A 23502-nucleotide genomic window follows, 5' to 3' on the forward strand; every position below is an offset into this window, starting at 1 on the left:
CGGGTGGGCCGAAGGGGACCTATGGAAAGATGCCCAGTTCGGCGTAAGAGGTGGCGACTTTGTTGATCGCTACTACGTATGCCGCGGTGCGCATATCCGGGATGTTGGGATTGTCGCGCCATACTTGCATCACCTCCTGCGTAGCGGTGATCATCGTTTCTTCGAGCCCGCTGTGGACGAGGTCGATCTCGTCGGGGCCGTGCATGATGAGCGTCTTTTCCTTTTGGGTCACCTGTTTGCCCGTCAGCTCTTCCATCTGGGTGAGGATGTGGGTGTTGAGGTTTTCGGTAAAGCGTTTTTCCATACGGCCGTAGCGGACGTGGCTGAGGTTTTTGAGCCACTCGAAATAGGAGACCGTTACACCACCGGCGTTGAGGTACATGTCGGGGATGACGAGGGTCCCTTTTTGGATAAAGATTTCGTCGGCTTCGGGGGTGAGGGGGCCGTTGGCGGCTTCGCCGATGATGCGGGCCTTGACGCGGGGGGCATTCTCACCGGTGATCACCTGTTCGAGGGCGGCGGGGATGAGGATGTCGCAGTCCATTTCGAGGGCGTCGATGTTTTTTGCAAAGTTTTTGGCGCCGGGGAAATTAAGAATCGAGCCGGTGGCTTTGCGGTGTTCGACGACGGCGTCGATGTCGAGGCCGTCCTCGTTATAGATGGACCCTTCGTATTCGGCGAGGCCGATGATCTTGGCGCCGGCCTTGGAGAAGAAGTAGGCGGAATGGTAACCCACATTACCCAGGCCTTGCACAACAACGCGTTTGCCTTCGACACCGGGCGTCAGCCCCACTTTTTCCATCAATTCCGGAATATGGCAAACCTCACGGATGCCAAAGAATACGCCCAGACCGGTGGCTTCCTTACGGCCGCGCACGCCTCCCTGGGAAACGGGTTTGCCGGTAACACAAGCCATGGCGTCGACTTCACCCGCGTGGATGGAAGCATAAGTGTCGAGGATCCAGGCCATTTCTTTTTCCCCGGTTCCGTAGTCGGGCGCGGGTACGTCGATGCCGGGGCCTATAAAGTTCTTTTTGACGAGCTCGGCGGTGTAGCGGCGGGTGATCTTTTCGAGCTCAAAGGAGCTGTATTTTTTGGGATTGACCTTGATACCGCCTTTGCCCCCGCCAAAGGGGACGTTGACGATGGCGCATTTGTAGGTCATGAGCGAAGCGAGGGCCATGACTTCGTCCTGGTTCACTTCGGCGGCGAAACGGATCCCGCCTTTACAGGGTAATTTGTGGTGGGAGTGTTGGACACGGTAGGCTTCGATGACCTCGATGCGCCCGTCGTCCATTTTTACGGGGAAACGCATCCGGTAAACGGCGTTACAGGCCTTAATCTGTTCCAGGACCCCCGGGTTCCAGTGGGTAAACTGGGCTGCCTTGTCAAAACTTTTTTCTACGCTTTCAAAAAAGGAGAGTGGCTGTGTACCTGACATATGGTGATAAATTAAGTTCGATTTACGAATGTTTGTTAGCTTTAAGACTTAATTTGCATCGTTAGTATGGGTGAAGCGGAGTGTCGTTACTTTTTCTCCAAACGGGAGATCTTCCGGTCAAGCCGGAACAGGTATAAAATAAGGCCGATCAGTATGACCAGGCAAACGGCCATGACGACCCTGATCTTCCCGCTTGATTCCATAAAACCTTGATTTTGAGCCGTATCCTGGGCAATTGCCCGTACGGAAAGGCCGATCAGCAGGAAGACACTCGTCAATCTACGCGTCATGGTTCGTCGCTTTTTCATGAAGGATGCTGTACCGTACCTGGAGGCTGGCGATCCAGACCGCCAGAAGGCTCCATCCGATCATGGCCGGGAAGAACACCCGTGCCATGATGGGGTCGAGGTTGTCGCCCCCGAGCCCCGGGTTGCCTTCCACGCCCTGACCGCCGGGGTGCAGGGACTGGACCATCCTGGGCAGGATAAAGATGGTAGGGAAAAGAATACAGTATGCAAAAATGTTATACACAGCACTGACCCGGCCCCTTTTGTCGAGGTCGGTAATGGAATTCCTTAATACGCCATAGGCCAGGTAGATCAGGATGGCAATGGCGGTACCGAGTTGCTTGGGGTCGTTGCTCCAGAACTCGCCCCACGAATACCGGGCCCAGATCATCCCGGTCACAAGGCCCAACAGGCTGAAGATCATCCCGGTTCCGGCATACCGGGAAGAACGGAGGTCGTAGGCCGGATCGGGTTTGCGCAGGTACAGCACCGCATTGACCACCGAAACCGAAAAAAGGGTCATCATGGCAGCCCACATCGGTACGTGGAAATAAAGATTCCGAATGGACTGGTGGAGGTTCCCCAGGTCCGGCACCGGTGTCAGGAATCCCGCTGTAAAAGTGTACAGAAGCAGGACGACCGAGACTATTTTCCACCAATACTGCCGCATCATAATGTCCAGAAAATGTGCGTGCAAAAATACGGGGGTTGGTTCAATCTTTCCATAAAAAGGGGAAAAGAATGATGGACAGCAGGACGACCATACCGTCGAAACCCACCAGGAGCGCGGTTATTTTCCATACGGCCCCGGCACGGAAGACCTCCCCAAAGGCGTCCCTGGAAAGGCGGACCAGGAGCATGATCTGCGGGATGATCAGGGGGAACCCCAGGATCGCGAGTAACGCGGCCTGCTGGCGGGCCTTGGAGGCAATGGCGGCCAGCAGGGTAAACACCAGGCTGAGGCTGATCCCGCCCAGACAGGTAATCCCCAGGAAAAGCCCGGGTCTCATCATCGGGGCGCCCAGCAGGAGGGTAAAGACCAGGAGGCTTAACAGGCTCATGGTCAACATCAAAAGCAGGTTGTATAGCAGCTTGGACAGGATAAAGTCGACCGGTCCGGCGATGTTATAGAAATAGAGCATCCTTTCCCGGGAGTCCTGGAGGAAGCTTTTGGCCACGGCGTTGACACATATAAAAAGCTGGATCATCCAGAAAAGCCCGTTCCAGACGTCCGCTTCGGGCCGGCCCATGGCCATATACAGGACGAAGATGGTCGACGCGACGTATAATAGGATGCCATACAGGGCATATTGCTGGCGGATCTCCAGAAGGATGTCTTTACGGAGGAGCCGGAGGATCTTGGCGCTGGAGGACATGGGGGCAAAAATAGGGCGCGCGGCGCAAAGGGCCGCAATTTATCGGCCGTGGCCTTCGTTATAACCTGGTGCGCCTGTCGGCGGCCGTGGCGTTATTACCCGGCACGGCGGTCGGCTGCCGGTCCCGCGGTGTAGCATTTGCGGCAGCGCGGCTCGTAGGATTCGGCTTCGCCGAGGAGCAACTGCCCCTTGGCGGAGACCTTGCGATAAGAATAGGAGGCGATGTGACCGCAGCAGACGCAAATGGCGTGTAGCTTGGTGATGTAATCGGCCTTAGCCAGAAGGGCGGGCATCGGACCGAATGGGTTGCCCTTGAAGTCCATGTCAAGACCGGCCACGATGACCCGCATGCCCTGTAGGGCGAGCTGGTCACACACGAAAGGGAGTTCGGCGTCGAAGAACTGGGCCTCGTCTATGCCGACGACGTCCATGTCCTGTGACAATAAAAGGATCTCCTGGGAGTTATCGATGGGAGTGGAGGGAATGTGGCGTTCGTCGTGGGATACAATGTCTCTTTCGGCGTAACGGGTATCGATGGACGGTTTGAAAATTTCTGTTTTCTGATGGGCGATCCGGGCGCGTTTGAGGCGACGGATCAACTCCTCGGTTTTTCCTGAGAACATCGACCCGCAGATGACTTCGATCCATCCTCTTCTTTCACCTCCTGTCCAGTGCGGTTCAATAAACATACGGTCTAAACTAATTCTGGCAAAGTGTTTGTAACTTCACTCCGACTTGTGCAAACGTAATTCAATTCCATGGAACGAATCAGTGCTTTGATCGAAAAATTACGGGAACAGTTTGCAGCAGGGGCTGATATTGAACAACTTTTACTGTCTACTCAGTTGCTCGAAGGAGAACTGAGGTATCATCTCCAAAAGGGGACCGTGCCCGCCTCCCCTCATGTAGCTGTGGTGCTGCCGGGCAACCATCGACCTATCCCTAGCAAAATTTCCAACACCGAACACGAACGGTATTTGCCGAACGACGCGCCTGCTCCCGTGCAGGAGGAGCGCGCCGAGCCCGCGAGGGTGGCGGCGGCGAGGCCGGCTTATACGGAGCAGCCGCCGGCACGCCCGGCGTATGCGGAACCGCAACCGGCGCCCGCAGCCCCGGCCCGGCCCGCGGCCGATGCGCCGCCCGAGCACGCGCCGTACCAGCCGCAGACGCGGCCGATGTATGGGGAGGCGTCACCGGCGCAGCCGAGCGCGGCGCCCGTGTATCAGCCCGCTGCCCAAGCGCCGCCGCGCCCGTCGTATGCGGAGCCAGAGCCGCAGACGCGCCCCGCGTACACAGAGCCGCAGTCGCGCCCGACGTACACGGAACCGCAGCCGCGGCCCGCGACCCGCGAGGCTGAACCTGCGCGGTACAACCCCATCCGGGAAGTGCCGACCCTGACCCACCAGATTCCGCAGGAAGCCCGGGGGAAGGAGCTCAACGACGTGATGGCTGGGGAAGCGAGCCGTTCGCTGAACGACGCTTTGAAGGAGCAAAAGCCGGAGCAGAAGGAGGTCAGCGCGCGGCTCACGGAAACGCCGGTCAAGGACCTGCGCAAGGCCGTGGGAATTAACGACAGGTACCTCTTTATCAGCGAGTTGTTCCGGGGGGACGAAACGATGTACGAACGGTCGATCAAGACCATCAACAATTTCTCCATTTTCCAGGAGGCCTATTATTGGATGGAACGGGAGTTGAAGCTGAAGCTGGCCTGGGACCAGAATAAACACAGCACCCAGCTGTTCTACCAGTTGGTCAGGAGACGTTTTTCGGCCTGACCCATACGTCCATTTCCTGTATATAACTAAGGATGCGCCCGGTGGCGCCAGCCTCCCGCTCTACGTATGCCCTTGCGGCCTGTCCGGCCGCGGCAAGGGTGTCGGGGTGGTCGAGCAGTTGGCGGAAACAGCTTTCCAGTGCCAGGGCATTGTCCACCGTGAACCCGCCACCGGCCTCGATGAGCTCGGTGGCTTCCCTGTATTTGTCGAAGATGGGGCCGAACACAACGGGTTTGCCCCAAACGGCGGCCTCCAGGACGTTGTGGACGCCGTCTCCCCCGAAACCACCGCCGACAAAGGTGATGGTGCCGAGCTGGTAGAGCCGGGACAGCATACCGATGTTGTCGATGATCAGGCAGCGGGCGTGGGTGCCGGGGGTATAGGTCGAGTAAGGTACGCTTTCGGGGAAGGCGTGCTGGATGGCACGTATATGTTCCTTGCTGATTTCGTGGGGGGCGAGGATAAACCGGATATGGGGGTGGGTCCGCGCGAAGTGGACGAGTTCCTTTTCGTCCTCGTCCCAGGTGCTGCCGGCGACGATGACGGGGCCGTCCCCGGAGAAGGCGGCGGCCGGTGCGAGGGCGGGGTCCAGTGGCCGGGCCGCCGCGGGGGCGTGGGGCGCGGCGGTCGCCGGGAGCGTCGCACCACCGGCAAGGTCGTGCGGCGATGCGGCCCCGGCAAGTGCGGGGAGCGCGGCACCGGTAAGCTCCAGTACCCGGTCGAATCGAGTATCACCACTCCATTGGATGCGATCCGTCAGGCCCAGGCCGGCTAAAAGCTCCAGGGACACCTGGTCCTGCACAAAGATCCGGGTAAAACACCCGAGCATTTTCCTCCAAAATCCCCCATACCAGCGGAAAAAGGGCTGGTCGGCGCGGAAGACGGCGCTGGCCAGGAGGGTGGGGACCCCGGTGCGCCGGAGAGCGGAGAGGTAAAAATGCCAGAATTCATATTTGACAAAGACGGCGATGGCGGGCTTTACGGCCTGCAGGAAGGCGCGGGCGTTGCGGGGGCCGTCCATGGGCAGATAGCAGATGACGTCGGCGCCGGTGTACTTTTTGCTGATCTCCAGACCGGAAGGGGAGAAAAACGTGAGGAGGATGCAGACCCCGGGGTGGGTCTTCCGGAGGCCTTCGATGAGGGGTCTTCCCTGTTCGAATTCGCCGAGGGACGCGCAGTGGAACCAGGCCACGGGCCGGTTTTCCCCCCGGAAACGGCTTTCCAGGTCCTCCAGGAGGCCTTTTCTTCCCCGGACCCACCCGCGGGCCTTGGGGTTCCATAGGGAGGCGAGCCGTACGAATAAGGGATATAAAAAAATGAAGGTCCGGTACATAGAAGGTAAAACTATAACTATTTTTGCCCCGCCTAAAAAATGAATATGCGCGCGATACAAATGGTAGACCTTCAGCAACAGTATGCCCGGATCAAGGATCAGATCGACGAGGGCATCCGGGAGGTCCTGGACACGGCCCGGTATATCAACGGTCCGGCGGTTCAGTCTTTTGCGCATGAGCTGGCGGAATACCTGGGTGTGAAAAATGTGATCCCGTGTGCCAACGGGACGGACGCGCTCCAGATCGTTTTGATGGCCCTGAGGCTGGAACGGGGGGATGAGGTCATCACGCCGAGCTTTACCTATATCGCCACGACCGAGGTGGTGGCCCTGCTGGGGCTAACGCCGGTTTTTGTGGAGGTGGATCCGAAGACCTTTTGCATAGACCCGAAGGCGCTGGAAGCGGCCATTACCCCGAGGACCAAGGCCATTGTCCCCGTCCATTTGTACGGACAGGCGGCACCCATGGCGGAGATCCTGGCGGTGGCGGACAAGCATGGCATCCCGGTGATCGAGGATAATGCGCAGGCGATCGGCTCGACGTATACCTTCCCGGACGGGACCACCAAAAAGACCGGCACGCTGGGGCTGGCGGGTTGCACGTCCTTTTTCCCCTCCAAAAACCTGGGCTGCTATGGGGACGGGGGTGCGATCTGCACGGACGACGACGCGCTGGCGGCTAAGCTGAGGATGATCGCCAACCATGGCCAGAGTAAACAATATTACCACGACGTCGTGGGCTGCAATTCGCGGCTGGATTCTATCCAGGCGGCGATCCTGCGGGTCAAGCTGAAGGAACTGGACGGGTACATTGCCGCCCGGAGGAAGGTGGCGGATTTCTATGACGCTGCTTTTGCGGGGCATGCCAAGATCAGGACGCCTTACCGGGCGCCGTATACGCACCATGTTTTTCACCAGTATACGCTCCAACTGGAAGGGGCGGACAGGGGCGGGTTGAATACCTTCCTGGCGTCCAGGCAGATCCCGTCGATGATCTACTACCCGGTACCGGGTCACCGGCAGCAGATGTTCGCCGGAAAGGGCGGCGTGATGCCTCACCTGCCCGTGACGGACGACCTGACCACGAAGGTCATCTCCCTGCCCATGCATACGGAGCTGGACGATCAACAACTGTTTCACATTACGGGTTCTGTATTGGAATATTTGAACGCTTAAAACCTAATCTATGCGTATTGCCGTCGTTGGTACAGGATATGTCGGACTTGTCACAGGGACCTGTTTTGCAGAAACGGGGAATACAGTCACCTGCGTGGATATCGACAAAGCTAAAGTCGAGAAGCTGCAAGGGGGGACGATCACCATCTATGAACCCGGTCTGGACCACCTTTTCCTAAGAAATCTGAAAGAGAACCGCCTTCATTTCACGACCAGCCTGGCCGAGGGAATCAAAGGGGCGCAAATTATTTTCCTTGCCCTGCCTACCCCCCCGGGAGAAGACGGATCTGCGGATCTGAGCTATGTCCTGGGTGTTTCCAAGGAGCTGGGTAAGATCCTCGACGCCTATGCGGTGATCGTGGACAAGAGCACGGTCCCCGTCGGTACGGCCGACAAGGTTCGGGCAGCGATCGCGGCCAATGCCAAAGTCGAATTCGACGTGGTGTCCAACCCGGAATTCCTTCGCGAAGGGGTTGCCGTGGACGACTTTATGAAACCGGACCGGGTGGTCATCGGGTCGTCGTCGGAAAGGGCGAACGCGCTGATGCAACAGCTGTATGCGCCTTTTGTCCGCCAGGGGAACCCGATCATTTATATGGACGAGCGTTCCGCCGAACTGACGAAGTACGCGGCCAACGCCTTCCTGGCGACGAAGATCACGTTTATGAACGAAATCGCCCGTATGTGCGAACGCCTGGACGCGGATGTGGATATGGTGCGCAAGGGTATCGGGGGGGATGAACGCATCGGGAAACGGTTTCTTTTCCCGGGCATCGGGTACGGCGGGAGCTGTTTCCCCAAGGATGTGCAGGCGCTCTCGCGTTCGGCGGACGAAGTGGGGTATGAATTCAAGATCCTGCGCTCGGTGATGGACGTCAACCAGGAGCAAAAGACCTACCTGGTCCCCAAAGTAAAACGCTTTTTTGGCGGCAGCCTCCGCGGGAAAAAGATCGCGTTGTGGGGGCTGTCCTTCAAACCCAATACGGACGACATCCGGGAAGCGCCGGCCTTATATATCATCGACGCCTTGCTGGCGGAAGGGGCCGTCGTCACCGCCTTCGACCCCGAGGCGATGCCGGGGGTCAAACGCATGGTGGGGGATAAAATTACTTTTGCAGAGAACCAGTACGACGCCCTGGAAGGCGCGGAAGCGTTGGTGATTGCCACGGAGTGGGGTGCCTTCCGGACACCGGATTTTGACCTGATGGAGACGAAGCTGGCACAAAAGGTTATTTTTGACGGACGGAACGTATTTGAAGGACCTCTGATGGCTTCCCTGGGTTATTACTACGAAAGTATTGGCAGGAGGCCGGTTAAACCATAATTCCATGCAAAGAAAGAAACGCGTTTTGATCACGGGTGCAGCCGGTTTCCTGGGCTCCCATCTTTGTGACCGGTTTATCCGGGAGGGCTACAAGGTCGTGGGCATGGACAACCTGCTCACGGGGAACATCAAGAACATCGAGCACCTGTTCCCCCTGGAAGACTTCGAGTACTATCACCATGACGTGACCAAGTTCGTACACGTTCCCGGTGACCTGGACTATATCCTGCACTTCGCCAGCCCCGCCAGCCCGATCGACTACCTCAAGATGCCGATCCAGACGCTGAAAGTGGGCTCCCTGGGGACGCACAACCTGCTGGGACTGGCGCGTTCGAAAGGATCCCGTATCCTGGTGGCGTCGACCTCCGAAGTGTATGGCGATCCCCTGGTGCATCCCCAGAACGAGAGCTATTGGGGAAATGTCAACCCCGTCGGTCCGCGCGGCGTATACGACGAAGCCAAGCGTTTCCAGGAGTCCATCACGATGGCCTATCATACCTTCCATAAGCTGGAAACAAGGATTGTCCGGATCTTTAATACGTACGGACCCCGGATGCGGCTCGACGACGGCCGTGTCCTGCCCGCCTTTATCGGACAGGCATTGAGGGGGGAAGACCTGACCGCCTTTGGGGATGGTTCCCAGACCCGTTCCTTCTGTTATGTGGACGACCTGGTGGAAGGCATTTACCGGCTGTTGCTGAGCGACTATCCTCACCCGGTCAATGTCGGTAACCCGGATGAAATCACCATCAAGGAATTCGGGGAAGAGATCCTGAAGCTGACCGGCTCGAAGAGCAAGATCATCTACAAACCCCTGCCCCAGGACGATCCCAAACAACGCAAACCCGACATCACCAAGGCCCAGGAGCTGTTGGGATGGATGCCCGCGGTTTCCCGGAGCGAAGGTTTGAAAAAGACGTTGGCCTACTTTAAAGAAGTCATATAATGAAGATACTCGTCACCGGTGGCGCCGGTTTTATCGGTTCCCACGTGGTCCGTTTGTTTGTAAAAAAATACCCCGCGTACCAGGTGTACAACCTGGACGCACTCACTTACGCCGGTAACCTGGAGAACCTCAGGGATGTGGAATCGTCGCCCAACTATCATTTTATCAAGGGCGACATCACCGACGAAGCTTTTATCAACGGCATCTTTGCGGAGCACGGCTTTGACCACGTGATCCACCTGGCGGCGGAAAGCCACGTGGACCGGTCGATCCACAGCCCCATGGACTTCGTACGGACGAATGTCCTGGGGACGGCGGTCTTACTGAATGCGGTACGGACGCACTGGAAGGACCAGATGGAGGGGAAGCTGTTTTATCACGTGTCCACCGACGAGGTCTTTGGATCCCTCACCGATCAGGGTTTCTTTACGGAAGAGACCCCTTATGACCCCCGTTCTCCTTATTCCGCGTCAAAGGCTTCTTCCGACCACCTGGTCAGGGCCTACAACCATACCTTCGGGATTCCGGCCGTGGTCAGCAATTGCTCCAACAACTACGGGTCGCACCAGTTTCCGGAAAAGCTGATCCCGCTGATGATCAATAATATCATGCAGGGCAAGCCGCTGCCGGTGTACGGGAAGGGCGAAAATGTCCGCGACTGGCTTTGGGTGGATGACCATGCCCGCGCCATAGACGTGATCTTTCACCAGGGCAAACCGGGAGATACCTATAATATCGGCGGCCACAACGAGTGGAAAAACATCGACATCGTCCACCTCCTTTGCCGTATCATGGACCGCAAGCTGAAACGGAGCGAAGGCACGTCGGCCTTGCTGATCACCTATGTCAAGGACAGGGCGGGGCACGACTTCCGGTACGCCATCGATGCCGGCAAACTCAAACGGGAGCTGGGCTGGGTCCCGTCCATTACGTTTGAAGAGGGTCTGGAGAAGACCGTCGACTGGTACATCGCCAACGAGGACTGGATCGAACACGTGACCTCCGGGGCATACCAGCAATACTATACGAAGCAATACGGCAAACACTGATATATTATATGCCCTTTTTTGAAACCGGTTTTGAGGGTCTGGTAGTTTATGAACCGCGCGTCTTTCACGACGACAGGGGATATTTTTTTGAAAGCTACAACCAGAAAGTATTCGAGGCGGAAGGTTTTGAGCGGACCTGGGTGCAGGACAACCAGGCGCGGTCGACCTACGGGGTGATCCGCGGGCTTCACTTCCAGCATGAGCCTTACGCCCAGACAAAGTTGATCCGGTCCCTGGAAGGGACGATCCTGGACGTTGTCGTCGATATACGCAAGGGCTCTCCCACTTATGGAAAGGTCTTTGCGATAGAACTATCGGCTGCCAACAAACGCCAGTTGCTGGTGCCCAGGGGATTCGCCCACGGGTATTCGGTGCTGAGCGAAACGGCGGAAATCCTGTATAAGTGCGATAATTTTTATAACAAGGCGGCCGAGGGCGGCATCCGGTATGACGACCCTTCTTTGAACATCGACTGGAAGATACCTGCGGAACACGCGGTTTTATCCACCAAGGATGTGGAGCTGCCGGTGCTGGCGGAGGCCGAAAATCATTTTGCATGAATATCCTGGTCACAGGGGCGGGCGGACAGCTCGGCAGCGAGCTGAGGGATCTGGCCGAGGCGCATTCGGACTGGACATTTCATTTTTTCGACCGGTCGGATTTGCCGCTGGACAACGCTGGCCTGCTGGCAGAGGCCTTTGATCGGGTACAGCCTTCGGTGTGCATTAACGCCGCTGCCTATACGGCGGTGGATAAGGCGGAAAGCGAGAAAGAGCAGGCGTATGCTATTAACGGCACCGCGGTGGGTGCGCTCGCGTTGTTGTGCGCACGTTATAACGCCTTATTACTCCATGTTTCTACAGACTACGTCTTTAACGGGGAAGGGAAACAACCTTACCGCGAAACCGACCCCGTTTCGCCCCTGGGTGTTTACGGTGCCTCAAAGCTCGAAGGTGAGCGCCTGGCGCTGGCGGCTCATAAAAAGGTCGTGATCGTGCGCACCTCCTGGGTGTACTCCTATTACGGGAAGAACTTTGTAAAAACGATGCTCCGGTTGTTGAGGGAAAAAGAATCCATCGGCGTAGTCGCCGACCAGTTGGGCCGTCCCACCTACGCACGAAACCTGGCCAAGGCGCTCCTGGGGATCGTTGCCGAATACAAACAGTGTTCGGACAATCGTTTCCATGGCGTGTATCACTATGCAGACCGTGGAGAAATCACCTGGTTCGACCTGGCGTCGGCCGTCAAGGAATTGATCCAGGCACCCTGTGTCATCCATCCCCTGACCACCGCGCAATATCCTACTCCTGCCCGCAGACCGGCTTATTCGGTCCTCGACACGACGCGTATCGAAGAAGCCTTCGACGTGGACATCTGCGACTGGAAGGACAGCCTGAGGCGTTGCCTGGCGCGGTTCTAAAAAGAAGAGGCCACCCATGACGGGCGGCCCCTTTCCTGTATGTAAATACCCCAACTGACTTTAGAAGTTTCCTTTATTCACGTCCCACCACAGACGGGAACCCCCGTTGTCCGGGCCTCCGAGCACCTTGACGGCGGCGGTAACCGCGGCGTTGTTGGTGCTGTATTCGTTTTGCGGATAGGCGAGACGGCGGATCTGTATCTGGCTGTCGATCGTGCCGTTGCTGTTGTTGTTGACCACGGGGAAAAGCTTGGGGTAACCGGTGCGCCGGTATTCCGTCCAGGCTTCCTGTCCCTCGGGGAACATCGCGATCCACTTCTGGGTGATGATGCGTTCCAGCATTTGCTCGTTGGTGGCGGCAGGATTCCAGGCAATGGTGATCGTGGACGCTGCCGTTGCGTTGTTGGCGGCGTTGCCCGGGTCGGTGTAATTTGCCGGTGTGCTCGTGGCGTCCGTGAGGTACGCGCCGGGTGACACGCCCCATTGGTTCATGGAGGTGGTGATGCCGGTCTCATAGTCGGTTTGCGCCGTGCCCGCGCCGGTCCAGCCGCGTAGAGCGGCTTCCGCCTTGAGGAACCAAACCTCGGCCGCGGTCATCATCAGCATGGGTTGCGCGCTGGCCACACACGTCTGGGGGTTGAGCGTGGAATACCCCGTGTATCCGGGCTTGGCCGTGATCGCGGACCCGATGCGAATGCCTACGTACTGACCCGCAAAACGGGAATCCGTGGCCGGGGAACAATACTTCGGCAAACGGGGATCGTTGTAGCCCACCATATAGGACTCTACGGGTGCGCCCATGGAAATATCGGTCCAACTGGTGGTGATGACAAACAACGGGTTGTGGTAACCACCGCCGGACACCGCCGCGTTGTCCGCGGGAACCGACATCAGGCCACCCGAAGCCGCCAGGGCTTTTTCCGCCTGGGCCTGGGCGGTAGCGACATCGATCTTTGTCAGGTGCATAGCGAGGCGCAACCGGAGGGAATTGGCAAACTTGAGCCACTCCGTGTAGTCGCCCCCGTAAACCAGGTCAAAGGACGCAAAGGGTTTGCTCCCCGGGTTGGCCGCGATGTACGCCTGGAGGTTGGCGACAGCTGTGTCGAGTTCGCCAAAGAACTGCTGGTAGACGCTTTGCTGGGCGTCGTAGGGTGTGGACAGGACCGAAAGACCCACCTGGCTCAACGCGATGGGGCCGAACTTGTCGGTCAGCCGGTCCATGGTCTCTACTTTCAGGATGAGGGCAATGGCCCAGAAGTCCGGGGCGGAGGCGGGAATCCCCGCTTTCTCGATGGCGTTGATCGGGCCCATCGCCAGCGTATAGGCGTCGTTCCATGGATTCTGGTTCCATCCGTCCACGAGGCTATAGCTGAGGTTGTTGATGTTGCCGCGGAACGGATCGGGAGACATCATGTATCCCGCATAACAATCCGCGTTCAGGTTCTGGTCGAGCTGGTAGGCATTTTCCTCTCCGAAGATGGCGGTTTGTATGCCGGGATAGACCTTCCCGATCTGAAACTGGCTGCTGGTCAGGCCTGTATTGTCCGTATTGTATTTGTCAAAATTCTTCGTGCAGCCACCCAGACCCGCCAAAGACAGCAGGAGGAGCGCACGGTATCTGAAAGAATGGTTCATCGCAAACGATTTTAGAAGGTGACGTTTAGGTTGACGCCTAAGTTGCGCGTAGCGGGCTGGCTGAAGACATCCACCCCGGAAAGACCGTTACCGGTGGACATCGTCAGCTCGGGATCATAGGGCGCTTTTTTGGAGAAATACAAAAGATTCCTGCCCGTGACGGAAAGCCGTAAGTTCTTGACAATGGTCGACTTCAGGGGGAAGGTATACCCCAGCGCGGCTTCCCTCAACCGGACGACGGTGGCGCTATACATATACTCCCCGGTGATGCCGGCGCGTCCGCCGATCGTGGTATACCAGGTTTGCGGGTTGATCGTGGTGACGGCGATCCCGTTGGGACCAACGCCGTTTATTTTCACGGCACCGGCGTCCCTTGCCTGGCCGGTCACCTCGGACACGCCGTATTGGTCCAGCATGGCCTGGGTCATCGACAGGACGTTGCCGCCGAACTTGCCGTCGATCAGGAAGGAGAACGTCAGGTTCTTGTATGTAAGGGTGTTGCTCCAACCCAATTGGAATTTGGGGTTAGGATTGCCGATAAGGTTAAACCCGTTGTTGGTCAGGGGAAGACCACCGGAGCCGATCATGATTTGGCCTTGCGCGTTCTTTTGCAGGGTGACGCCGTAGATGTCCCCGTAAGAGCCGCCCTTGGACAAGATCGATTCGTAGCTGTTGTTAAAGTTGGGGGTGATGATGAATTGGTTGATCCCGTCCTTTGCGTCCACGTCGATCACCTTGTTCTGGTTGGTAGACCCGTTGAAGGCCGTGTTCCAGGTGAAGTGCGACGCCCGGACGACGTCATATCCCAGCATGAATTCAATCCCTTCGTTTTGGATGTTCCCCGCATTGACATACCCTTTCGAGAACGTGGTGGTCGCGGAGGGAGTCACCTGGATGAATTGGTTGAGGGTATTCGATTTGTACCAGGTAAAGCTGGCGGTGAGGCGATTGTCCAGCAACCGGAAGTCGGCGCCCAGCTCTGTGGATTTTGTTTTTTCCGGTTTCAGGGTGGGGAAGGGCGCGACCGAGTTCAGGACGACCGCTCCTGCCGTACCGAAGTGGGCCAGGGGATTGGTTACATAATTGGGTACCGTATTCCCGACCTGGGCATACGTCCCGCGCACCTTCAGGTAGTTGATCGCGCTGGGCAGCTTGAGGAGCTGGCTGAGGATCACCGACAACCCTACGGAAGGATAGAAGTAGGACTCGTTGGGCGTAAAGGCCAGGTTGGAAGACCAGTCGTTTCTGCCGGTCAGGGTCAGGTAGGCCCATTCCTTGTACGAGAGGTTTACGTTGGCAAAGATGGACTGGATCTGGTTGTGGTTGTTGGGCAGGGCCAGGTCGTTGCTGCCCGCGGTGCCGCCGTTGGCCGCTACCAGGTTTTGACCGGTGAAGATGTTCGGGATAAAAAGACCGGGGGCGGTGTAGTTCCCGTTGATGTCCGGTCCCAGCGTCGACCCAATGGTATTGACGTCGGTGATGCTGCTCCCCACAAGCCCGTCCAGTTTAAAGCCGGAGAATGCGGCGGGGCTGAAATTAACGAGCACGTCCCCGTATTTGGAGGTCAGGGTTTGGTTCGTATACAGGAACTGACCGTTGGGTTGCGACAAGACCCCGATGGTACCTGCATACAGGTCCTGCTCGTAGGTATCGTTGGCCCGGTCGACGTTCCCCCGTACCTGGACGTTCAGCCAGGGGGCAAAGTCATACTTGGCGCTGGCGTTGATCAGGATGCGGTTGCGTTTGCCGTCGTTGGGGTTGCGGTGGATGATCCACCAGGGATTTTGCTGTACGTCCTCGTTAAACGGCCAGTTTTGGGTGGGCGCCCCGTTGGACCCAACAGCCCCTTCGTAGTTGTTCTTATAAGGGGTGATGTCTACACCGCGGGGGAAAAGGTACAAACCGGTCAGGGGATTGAAGTACAGACCCATGCCCGGTGTATTGTTGATCTCCTGGGTGATGTAGGAGATATTGGCGTCCACCGTCAGTCTGTTGTTGAGGAAGTGCCCCGTTTCCCGGAAGTTAAAGTTATTCCGGGTGAGCTTGTTCCCCGGTTCCACGCCCCGGGCAGTGGTATTGGCGTAGGAAAAATAGGTCTGTGCGAGGTCAGATCCCCCGGACAGGCTGATGGAGTTGGTGAAGTTATCCCCCGTCTGGAAAAAGTCCTTGAGGTTGTCGGAGGCCCCGGAGGACAACTTGGAACCCCAGCTCGTCGTAGCGCCGGCGGACGTTTGCCCGTATCCGTCCTGGAACTTGGGTTTGTAGGCAATGTTGTCCATGGAGGCCAGCGAAGAGAACTGGATCTGGGTATGCCCGACCCTGCCTTTTTTGGTGGTGATGACGATCACCCCGTTGGCCGCCTGACTTCCATACAACGCGGAGGCCGAAGCGCCCTTCAGGATCGTGATGCTTTCGATGTCGTCGGGGTTGAGGTTGGAAATACCGTCTCCCCCATCCACGTTCGTGGCGCCGCCATACGTACTGTTGGGCTGCATGTTGGAATTGGAGGCGTTGGAGATGGGGATACCGTCGATGACATACAGCGGCTGGTTGCCCCCGGCCGCGGAACGGCTGCCGCGGAGGATGACCTTGGCCGAGCCACCCACACCAGAGGAGCTGGGAGAAATAGTGACCCCGGCGACCTTCCCATCCAGGGCGTCCATCAGATTGTCGGTGCGGACCCGGGTCAGCTCTCCCCCGGACACCTGTTGGGTAGAATAGGTAACCGACTTTTCGGTTTTGCGTACGCCGAGGGCCGTGACCACGACGTTGGAAAGGGTTTTGGAATCCAGGGCCAGGCTGATCGTCAGGAATTCCATCGAACCGTCTACCGTGACTTCTTTGGTCACATAGCCCACCGAGGAGACTTCGAGGACGACCGTTCCCTCGGGGACCGTCACGGTGAACTGACCGTTCGGATTGGTGATGGCGGCGATTTTCTTGTTTTTAACCTGGATAGTAGCGGCGGGAAGAGGACTGTTGCTTCCGTCTTCCTGGACCTTGCCGGTAATCTTTCGGGTCCCTTCCTGTGCTTGTGCACTATAGGCAAAAAGGAACACCAGCAAGGCTGTAAGCACTTTGCTCATAAGGAGTGAACGATTGAGGTGAAGAATACATGCCCCCTGACCCCGTTCCGGGGTCAGAAGGACTCATGTCAATCATTCAAGTGACCGGTGTTCGAAAAATGTAATGCTATTCCGTCCGTAAACTTTTGACCGGGCTCAACAAGGCAGCTTTGATGCTTTGGTAGCTAACCGTTGACATGGTCAGGATCATGGCCCCTAGCCCGGCCCCGGCAAAGATCCACCAGGGTATGCCGGTGCGGTAATTATAATGGCTGAGCCATTGTCCCATAAAATACCGGGCCAGCGGGGTGGCGATCACGAGCGACATCAAGATAAGTATAGCAAATTCTCCGGAGAGCAGTTGCCAAAGGCTCAACAGCGAGGCGCCGAGGACTTTCCGGATGCCGATCTCTTTGGTCCTTTGCTCGGCGACAAAGGACGCCAGGCCAAACAGCCCGAGGGCGCTGATAAAAATGGCCAGGAGTGCAAAAAACAGGGCCAGACTGCCCAGGCGTTCTTCGTCCCCGAATTTTTTGGCGTAGTCTTTATCCGCAAAAGTGTAGGCGAACGGCGCCGCCGGGTTGTATTGTTTAAAGACGGCTTCCACCCTTTTCAGTGCCTCTTGGGGACCTAAGGCCGGGTTTAAACGGATCGTGAGGAAATTTCCCCCTTCGTGGAGGATGGTATAGATCGTTTGCGGAATGTTGCCATACGGATTCGTTTGAATGATGTCTTTTACGATACCGATGACGGTATAGGTTTTATGATCCCTGTCGTGGACGATCGCACCAATGGGATGCTTCAGGCCCATGAACTTTACCGCGCTTTCATTTAAGATCATCCCCATCGAATCCGAAGGATAGGCCTTGGAAAAATCACGCCCCTGTACTACCTGCCAGCCGATCGTCTGGCCAAATTCGTGGCGGACATCTACCACGGCAAAATTATCGGCCTGGCCCGCCGTTTTGCCCGGCCAGTCGTACCCATTGGCGCCGGCGAATATATTGGTAACCGGGCACTGGGATTCTGCCATATTGGTGGCGGCCCCGGTGCGTAGGAGCTCGCTGCGGATGATGCTGTAGTTGTTATACACCTCCGGTGTCGTTTCCTGGATGGAGATCAGGCCCGCACGGTCATAGCCCGTGGGCCTGTCCTTCGCGTAGTTGATCTCCCTGAAGACGATGATCGTCCCGTTGATCAGGAGAACCGAGATCGCAAACTGGAATACCACCAGGACCTTCCGGGGAGCGGCGGCAAACCGGCCCAGCCGGAAAGTCCCCTTGAGCACTTTGACCGGTTGGAAGGAGGATAGGAAGAGCGCCGGATAGCTCCCGGCGATGATTCCTGTAAAAAGTGTGAATACCAAACCCATCCCCCAGAACCAGCCATTGAACCACGGCATGTCCAGGCGTTTGCCGGCAATGCCGTCGAACCACGGCAGCACGAGCTGCGCCAGGCCCAGGGACAGGACAAAGGCCATCAGGGCGATCAAGATGGATTCACTTAGGAATTGCTGGATCAATTGCCCGCGGACGGACCCCATGACCTTCCGGATACCCACCTCCCTGGCCCGTTTCTCACTGCGGGCCGTACTGAGGTTCATAAAATTGATACAGGCCAGCAGGAGTACGAACACCCCGATGATCCCAAAGAGCCAGACGAAGGTAATAAGCCCCCCGGTGTTGACACCGTTTTCGAAATTCGAATACAGGTGCCACCGGCTCATCGGGAAAAGGAACACGTCTTCGTGTATGCCTTTTTCTTTTGGCTTCCAATTTTGGGTAATGAGGTCCTTGATCTTCGCCGAAAGGACGTTAAAGTCCCGGTGCTCCGGTATTTGTACCAGGATGCTCGTCGCCGTGAATTCCCAGTCGGTAAGGGCCGGTTTGATCCAGTCCCAGCTGGTAACAAAGAGTTCCCAGGGACAGAGGAAATGAAGGTCTTTGAAGTCGTCGTTGTCGGGCACATCCTCGTATACGCCTGTAACCTTGAGGACCAGCCTGCCATTGTTGTCCATCTTGACGATGCGGCCGATAGGGTCCCGGGCGCCAAAAAGTTTTTGGGCCGTTGTTTCCGAGAGCAGGATGGTATGAGGATCCGACAGGGACAGGCTGCCCTTGCGTAATTTTAAGGCCAGGATATCCGACGCTTCCTGTTCCATGAAAGCTCCCGGCTCGGTGAACTTGTTGTCCCCCGCCGCCAGGGTATGCCCCCCGCCTGGAAAGGTCGCCAGCCCTATGCGCTCGAAATCACTGCCGTGCGTGGAACGTATGGCCTGTGCGAGCGGGATGGGAACGGAACCGTCGGCAAAGCCCGATCCGTTTTGCGTGCCATGGATCATGACCTGGGCCGTTTGGCTGTAATTCGCGTGGTATGTATTGTAGGACAATTCATCCATGATCCAAAGGCCGATCAGGACGGCCACCGCCATCCCCACGGACAAGCCGGAGATATTGATGAGGCTGTGCATTTTCCCGTTGCGGAAATTGCGCAGGGCGACTTTCATGTAGGAGGAGGCCAGCATGACCGGGCTGGCGGTTTTGGTCTTTATTTTTTGAGGGGTCGCTTCCTTTCGGATGTTGGTTTTGATCCGATCCCATATCTGGTCCGCCTTTTCCTGGAGGTTTTTTTGCGTTTGCGGCCGGAACTGAAGGTATTGCAAGGTCTGTACGGCCGCCCGCGCCAGCGCGCGATGCTCTTCGCTGGACGCAATCCAGGCGTCCCAGAACTCGATTTGTTTGTCGTCACTCAGATGGTACCAGGCCAGAAACCCGTCGTCCATCAGGAGTTCTTCCACCGTTGTATACTTCATGGCTATCAGTAAAGGTACTTTGCATCCACAAATGCGTTGCCAGTTTATAACTGGCTTTTTTTCAGCGTTTTGTGTGTTCTTACTGTATGGTTTTGATACAATGGGTGTACGGTTTTGTTTCAGGCGCCGGTTTGTTCGAACTCGAACTGAATGGTAACATTCAGGTCCTTTTTGGCAACCACGGTCGTCCTGGCCACCATGTCCCCCAGCCGCTGGCCCTTTTCGGAAGTTTGGGCAATGATGTAGGCGATCAGTCCAAAACACCATGAAATCTCTATGGCGTCACACGCCCGCCGGGCCAGCGTCCGGCCAAGCCAGAGGCTGTGTTTGTCCGCGGTGATCACCCGCAGGCCAAACAATTGGTGACCCACCGTCCCGCCGAGGTACTGTTCGGTGAGCACGATAAAAATAAACCAGAACGCCGTCGGGATCAATAGCGCCGAATTGTGGATGACGTGGGTGCCGTTGGGCGCTCTTTCGCCGAAAGCGAGGATATAGAAATAGGTGAAGGCGTAGACGACGAGGTAGTCGAGGAGGGTGGCGAGGGAGCGTTTGCCGAGGGATTTGTTGGGCATATACTTTTAAGATAGCAAAAATCTGTTGGAGAGTTATAATCGTATTTATAACTTTTGGGGATTCCGGGTAAAGTTTAAGATAGTCAGCATTTATCCGCCATATCCGTCGTTTATCCGCCATTTATCCGCCATATCCGCCATCAAGGCGCGCTAAGATTACTTTTTCAGTAAGTACCGGGTACTCTTTCTTTCTCCCATTTTGACTACAACCTCGCGTTGGACCAGGTCTTCAAGATCCCTGAGTGCAGTCCTATCGGATACTTGTAAGGCCTTTTGGTATTGGCTGTTAGTAATGTAACCTTTTTCCTTGATATAAAGGACTGCATAGATCTTTCGATCTGAAAGGCCAAGTTGGGTCAGGTGCTCCTTAGTATAGATGTCTTTTAGAAAAGTGACCCGAACTCCTCCCTGATCCTCTTCCAATATTGGCTCCGGTAAGCCTGCGGCCAGGCATTCCTGAATCATGTTGGTGGTGCCCCTGCCCCAGGCCTCGATATAGCCTGCCTTGAAGAATACTTCAGCAATATGGGGATTGCGAGGATAAGAAGAATGTCTGCCTTTCAGCTTCTGTATGGTTAGCTCCTCGGGGAGTGGACCGGGGTTCCATATTTCAATTTTGTCGTCATAAACGCGCAGAAAGGTCCAGGTACTGGAATAGTCCTTATGAACAATAGCGTTGAGGATTGCTTCCCGAAGTGCTGGCTCCGGGTATTCCATTGGTTCGAGACGTTCGAGCCCTTTGTAGGATATGGGGCGGCCGATATAGCGATCGGTGAGTTTTCGCAGTACGTCACTTGGCATGGAGATGAGGTTTGTCTCGATGACGTCATGGAACAACAGTTCGTCCTCACTTTTGCCAAACCGACCTATCTTAATGGTGCATGTGGGAACAAACTGGGAGGGTCTTTTGCCGAAGAGGAGAACGGCGGCCTGAGTGGGCTGCCCATCGGAAGTGAGCAGGTGGAGGTTTTCGAGTAGCGCTGGGATGTCATATTGCCGCGCCTCATTCGGGATGCGACTATGGACGGTTGCCCTTTTTAGAAAAGCGAGAATACTATCCTGGTCCAAGTCGTTGAGGCTTGAAGCAGAGGCGGGAATATCTTCCCAGTGCCTCCCCATTTTTTTGAGGAGCCAATTTTGAAGACTAACGCCCTTCAACTCTTGTTTGGTACTGCCGCTCCGGTAGTGATATACACCATGATAGGAAATTGGGACACTACTTACCGGTACGTCGATTTCAAGATAATGTTTATCGCCTTTTTTGCAATGATTGACATCTACCATTACTCCAAGGTGGTTGACTGTTTTATTGGGGATATCTTCCATAAGCCTTTTGTAGTCATCGATCCCCGAGACTTCGCCATCATCGTCCATACCAATGAATATCTTCCCGCCCTGGGCATTGGCGAAGCCACATATCCATTTAAGGTAGTCATCCCTCTAGGTCTGTTTATATTCTATGTTTTGGGATTCGGTCATGACATCGTGTTGGTAGATCGTACAAATATATGCGTATTTGGAAAATGAACCGTGTCAAGAAGAAAATCTATAGGGGGAAATCGACAAGTCTTGTCCTAATTATAAAAAAGGTCCGCTTTTTAGCGGACCGGAAAACTAGTTGTCCATCCTGGATTACCTCAGCCGCCGCAGCCTGCGACTCACCGGTTCAGCCACGGCATTGATGTGGGCCAGGTACTTGCGATTGATGCGAAAAAAATGATCCGGATGGAGCGAGGCCTCCAGCTCTTCGAGGGAGTCATCCTGGATATGGACCTGGCCGGAAAAGGTATAGATATAGAGCAGCTTGTCGAGGGCTTTGATATAGGCGATCTGGGAAGTCTCAATGCTTTTGAGGCTGTTGTGGGTTTTGACCAGGAGTATGACACAAAGGAACACCGGGGCGGCGAGGCGACGAAGTAGGGGAGGGGGCGATGAATGGGGGGAAAAGGGGATGAAGTGGTTGCACGCCTTGTTGCCTTGGAATAGCCGAATTTCGAGCCGGATTGAGGGTGCTGATAATCAATTTAATATGTCGATTTAGTTTAAAAGATTGAAATTAGGGTACTTAAATAACCTAATTTATATAAATTACGACATCTGAATGACCTAATTTATATTATATGGATATCCCCCGAATAATAGAAAAGCAAATTGAGGACGAACTGGGTAAACAAAAGGTGGTTATGTTATATGGAACCCGGCGTACAGGTAAAACGACCATTATTGAGAATATTGCTGCCAGGCATGGCGATGACGTGCTTTTGCTGCAAGGTGAGGATATGCAGGTAGCCGGTTTGTTGCAGCAAAGAACTATTACAAATTACATCCAACTGACGAAGGGAAAGAAAATTGTTATTATCGATGAAGCGCAAGCTATTCCGGAGATTGGGAAGATACTGAAATTGATGATTGATAACGTGAAGGCCATCACTATTATTGCGACAGGTAGCAGCAGCTTTGATCCGGTAAATCATACCGGAGAACCTTTAGTGGGACGGAATATAGTATATCATTTATATCCCATTGCACAAGTAGAATTGTCTGCTCTGGAAGATAGATTTACTACTCTTCGGAATCTTGAACAACGATTAATTTATGGAGGATATCCTGAATTATGGCATCTTCAGCATCAGCAGGAGCAGGAGAGCTATTTAAGACAAATGGTAAATAGTTATTTACTCAAAGACTTATTGACACTGGAAAATGTCAAAGGCGCCGGTGTCTTGTATAAATTACTCCAAATGCTTGCCTGGCAGGTAGGCGGACAGGCAAGTACTACAGAGCTGGGAAATAGTCTCCAACTAAATAAAGTTACGGTAGAACGTTATCTGGACTTGCTTGCCAAAGCATTCATTATTTTCCCTTTGACAGGTTATAGTAATAACTTGCGTAAAGAGGTCAGCAAGAGTAAAAAATGGTATTTTTATGACAATGGCATTCGTAACGCATTGATCAATAATTTTAGCTCATTGCAAAGCCGCAATGATATTGGCCAATTATGGGAGCAATACATATTGAGTGAAAGAATAAAGCATAACAATTATCGAAATTATCAACCTCAATATTTCTTCTGGCGAACTTATGATGGACAAGAAATCGATCTGATAGAACTGGATAACAAGCAACATTTGCAGGCGTTCGAATGCAAATGGCAGAGTCAGAAAGTTAAAATCCCTACCGCTTTTGCAAAGGCTTATCCGGACGCTGATTTTACTTTGATTAATCAGGATAATTATCTGGAATGGATAACCGGATAAACTGCCGGCAACGTCGTGAATAAATTCAAAG

20 protein-coding genes are annotated in these 23502 nt (G+C 55.3%); 8 read left to right on the forward strand and 12 right to left on the reverse strand.

The genetic code is table 11. The features are described from left to right. Positions 1–19: 19 nt before the first annotated feature. From EDB95_RS17800 to EDB95_RS17820, 5 genes are all read right to left on the reverse strand, one after another. Positions 20–1441 carry a Glu/Leu/Phe/Val family dehydrogenase gene (locus EDB95_RS17800; RefSeq protein ID WP_133995474.1) on the reverse strand — a complete coding sequence of 474 codons (1422 nt, stop codon included), beginning with the start codon at positions 1439–1441 and terminating at the stop codon, positions 20–22. An 86-nt stretch (positions 1442–1527) separates the two neighbouring features. After that, on the reverse strand, positions 1528–1731 hold the full coding sequence (locus tag EDB95_RS17805) for a CcmD family protein (RefSeq protein ID WP_133995475.1): 204 nt from the start codon (positions 1729–1731) through the stop codon (positions 1528–1530). Continuing rightward, positions 1721–2425: a cytochrome c biogenesis protein gene (locus EDB95_RS17810; protein ID WP_246073734.1), complete on the reverse strand. Its 705-nt coding sequence runs from the start codon at positions 2423–2425 to the stop codon at positions 1721–1723. The genes EDB95_RS17805 and EDB95_RS17810 overlap by 11 nt, the downstream gene beginning before the upstream one ends. Positions 2426–2441: 16 nt before the next feature. Then, complete coding sequence (locus EDB95_RS17815) at positions 2442–3104, reverse strand: heme exporter protein CcmB (RefSeq protein ID WP_133995477.1); 663 nt, start codon at positions 3102–3104, stop codon at positions 2442–2444. Positions 3105–3199: 95 nt separating this feature from the next. Next, the gene (locus EDB95_RS17820) at positions 3200–3793 is read right to left on the reverse strand and encodes a thymidine kinase (protein WP_133995479.1); all 594 of its coding nucleotides are present in this window, start codon (positions 3791–3793) and stop codon (positions 3200–3202) included. A 486-nt stretch (positions 3794–4279) separates the two neighbouring features. Here EDB95_RS17820 and EDB95_RS17825 point away from each other — a divergent pair, with 486 nt between their 5' ends. Further along, the gene (locus EDB95_RS17825; RefSeq protein ID WP_133995481.1) at positions 4280–4879 is read left to right on the forward strand and encodes a hypothetical protein; all 600 of its coding nucleotides are present in this window, start codon (positions 4280–4282) and stop codon (positions 4877–4879) included. On the opposite strand, the gene EDB95_RS17830 is transcribed toward EDB95_RS17825, so the two are convergent. Then, positions 4857–6212 (reverse strand): 3-deoxy-D-manno-octulosonic acid transferase, encoded by a 1356-nt coding sequence (locus EDB95_RS17830; protein WP_133995482.1) that lies wholly within the window; start codon positions 6210–6212, stop codon positions 4857–4859. The two genes, EDB95_RS17825 and EDB95_RS17830, sit on opposite strands and share 23 nt — an antisense overlap. 45 nt (positions 6213–6257) lie before the next feature. On the opposite strand from EDB95_RS17830, the gene EDB95_RS17835 reads away from it, so the two are divergent. The 6 genes from EDB95_RS17835 to rfbD are packed head-to-tail and all read left to right on the forward strand — an operon-like array spanning position 6258 to position 12127. Continuing rightward, positions 6258–7388 (forward strand): DegT/DnrJ/EryC1/StrS family aminotransferase, encoded by a 1131-nt coding sequence (locus tag EDB95_RS17835; protein WP_133995484.1) that lies wholly within the window; start codon positions 6258–6260, stop codon positions 7386–7388. Positions 7389–7398: 10 nt separating this feature from the next. Then, positions 7399–8712, forward strand: a complete 1314-nt coding sequence (locus EDB95_RS17840; protein ID WP_133995486.1) for a UDP-glucose dehydrogenase family protein — start codon at positions 7399–7401, stop codon at positions 8710–8712. Between the two features lie 4 nt (positions 8713–8716). Then, positions 8717–9658, forward strand: a complete 942-nt coding sequence (locus tag EDB95_RS17845) for a UDP-glucuronic acid decarboxylase family protein (protein ID WP_133995488.1) — start codon at positions 8717–8719, stop codon at positions 9656–9658. Continuing rightward, positions 9658–10707, forward strand: a complete 1050-nt coding sequence (rfbB, locus tag EDB95_RS17850) for a dTDP-glucose 4,6-dehydratase (RefSeq protein WP_133995490.1) — start codon at positions 9658–9660, stop codon at positions 10705–10707. Before EDB95_RS17845 ends, rfbB begins: the two co-directional genes overlap by 1 nt. Before the next feature lie 8 nt (positions 10708–10715). Beyond that, the gene (gene rfbC, locus EDB95_RS17855) at positions 10716–11267 is read left to right on the forward strand and encodes a dTDP-4-dehydrorhamnose 3,5-epimerase (RefSeq protein WP_133995492.1); all 552 of its coding nucleotides are present in this window, start codon (positions 10716–10718) and stop codon (positions 11265–11267) included. Continuing rightward, positions 11264–12127, forward strand: a complete 864-nt coding sequence (rfbD, locus tag EDB95_RS17860) for a dTDP-4-dehydrorhamnose reductase (RefSeq protein ID WP_133995494.1) — start codon at positions 11264–11266, stop codon at positions 12125–12127. Before rfbC ends, rfbD begins: the two co-directional genes overlap by 4 nt. 60 nt (positions 12128–12187) lie before the next feature. On the opposite strand, the gene EDB95_RS17865 is transcribed toward rfbD, so the two are convergent. The 6 genes from EDB95_RS17865 to EDB95_RS17890 form a co-directional block, all read right to left on the reverse strand. Further along, positions 12188–13762: a SusD/RagB family nutrient-binding outer membrane lipoprotein gene (locus EDB95_RS17865; RefSeq protein ID WP_133995496.1), complete on the reverse strand. Its 1575-nt coding sequence runs from the start codon at positions 13760–13762 to the stop codon at positions 12188–12190. An 11-nt stretch (positions 13763–13773) separates the two neighbouring features. Next, complete coding sequence (locus tag EDB95_RS17870) at positions 13774–16848, reverse strand: SusC/RagA family TonB-linked outer membrane protein (RefSeq protein WP_133995498.1); 3075 nt, start codon at positions 16846–16848, stop codon at positions 13774–13776. Between the two features lie 106 nt (positions 16849–16954). Beyond that, positions 16955–19639 (reverse strand): ABC transporter permease, encoded by a 2685-nt coding sequence (locus EDB95_RS17875; protein ID WP_246073735.1) that lies wholly within the window; start codon positions 19637–19639, stop codon positions 16955–16957. Positions 19640–19758: 119 nt separating this feature from the next. Beyond that, on the reverse strand, positions 19759–20214 hold the full coding sequence (locus EDB95_RS17880) for an RDD family protein (protein ID WP_133995500.1): 456 nt from the start codon (positions 20212–20214) through the stop codon (positions 19759–19761). Between the two features lie 156 nt (positions 20215–20370). Beyond that, a complete protein-coding gene (locus EDB95_RS17885) occupies positions 20371–21633 on the reverse strand; it encodes an ATP-binding protein (RefSeq protein ID WP_262710571.1) in 1263 nt (420 codons plus the stop codon). Positions 21634–21846: 213 nt separating this feature from the next. Further along, a complete protein-coding gene (locus EDB95_RS17890) occupies positions 21847–22110 on the reverse strand; it encodes a LytR/AlgR family response regulator transcription factor (RefSeq protein WP_162852665.1) in 264 nt (87 codons plus the stop codon). A gap of 224 nt (positions 22111–22334) precedes the next feature. Here EDB95_RS17890 and EDB95_RS17895 point away from each other — a divergent pair, with 224 nt between their 5' ends. Next, positions 22335–23471: an ATP-binding protein gene (locus EDB95_RS17895; RefSeq protein ID WP_133995506.1), complete on the forward strand. Its 1137-nt coding sequence runs from the start codon at positions 22335–22337 to the stop codon at positions 23469–23471. Positions 23472–23502: the final 31 nt, after the last annotated feature.

Source organism: Dinghuibacter silviterrae, from assembly GCF_004366355.1.
GTDB classification, from domain to species: domain Bacteria; phylum Bacteroidota; class Bacteroidia; order Chitinophagales; family Chitinophagaceae; genus Dinghuibacter; species Dinghuibacter silviterrae.

Excerpts from the sequence above, each read along its gene's own strand:
- rfbB (WP_133995490.1), top strand. The coding sequence starts at position 9,658 with ATGAAGATACTCGTCACCGGTGGCGCCGGTTTTATCGGTTCCCACGTG.
- EDB95_RS17800 (WP_133995474.1), bottom strand. The coding sequence starts at position 1,441 with ATGTCAGGTACACAGCCACTCTCCTTTTTTGAAAGCGTAGAAAAAAGT.
- EDB95_RS17835 (WP_133995484.1), top strand. The coding sequence starts at position 6,258 with ATGCGCGCGATACAAATGGTAGACCTTCAGCAACAGTATGCCCGGATC.
- EDB95_RS17815 (WP_133995477.1), bottom strand. The coding sequence starts at position 3,104 with ATGTCCTCCAGCGCCAAGATCCTCCGGCTCCTCCGTAAAGACATCCTT.
- EDB95_RS17870 (WP_133995498.1), bottom strand. The coding sequence starts at position 16,848 with ATGAGCAAAGTGCTTACAGCCTTGCTGGTGTTCCTTTTTGCCTATAGT.
- EDB95_RS17825 (WP_133995481.1), top strand. The coding sequence starts at position 4,280 with ATGTATGGGGAGGCGTCACCGGCGCAGCCGAGCGCGGCGCCCGTGTAT.
- EDB95_RS17830 (WP_133995482.1), bottom strand. The coding sequence starts at position 6,212 with ATGTACCGGACCTTCATTTTTTTATATCCCTTATTCGTACGGCTCGCC.
- EDB95_RS17840 (WP_133995486.1), top strand. The coding sequence starts at position 7,399 with ATGCGTATTGCCGTCGTTGGTACAGGATATGTCGGACTTGTCACAGGG.
- EDB95_RS17820 (WP_133995479.1), bottom strand. The coding sequence starts at position 3,793 with ATGTTTATTGAACCGCACTGGACAGGAGGTGAAAGAAGAGGATGGATC.
- EDB95_RS17805 (WP_133995475.1), bottom strand. The coding sequence starts at position 1,731 with ATGACGCGTAGATTGACGAGTGTCTTCCTGCTGATCGGCCTTTCCGTA.
- EDB95_RS17895 (WP_133995506.1), top strand. The coding sequence starts at position 22,335 with ATGGATATCCCCCGAATAATAGAAAAGCAAATTGAGGACGAACTGGGT.
- rfbC (WP_133995492.1), top strand. The coding sequence starts at position 10,716 with ATGCCCTTTTTTGAAACCGGTTTTGAGGGTCTGGTAGTTTATGAACCG.
- rfbD (WP_133995494.1), top strand. The coding sequence starts at position 11,264 with ATGAATATCCTGGTCACAGGGGCGGGCGGACAGCTCGGCAGCGAGCTG.
- EDB95_RS17875 (WP_246073735.1), bottom strand. The coding sequence starts at position 19,639 with ATGAAGTATACAACGGTGGAAGAACTCCTGATGGACGACGGGTTTCTG.
- EDB95_RS17880 (WP_133995500.1), bottom strand. The coding sequence starts at position 20,214 with ATGCCCAACAAATCCCTCGGCAAACGCTCCCTCGCCACCCTCCTCGAC.
- EDB95_RS17845 (WP_133995488.1), top strand. The coding sequence starts at position 8,717 with ATGCAAAGAAAGAAACGCGTTTTGATCACGGGTGCAGCCGGTTTCCTG.
- EDB95_RS17865 (WP_133995496.1), bottom strand. The coding sequence starts at position 13,762 with ATGAACCATTCTTTCAGATACCGTGCGCTCCTCCTGCTGTCTTTGGCG.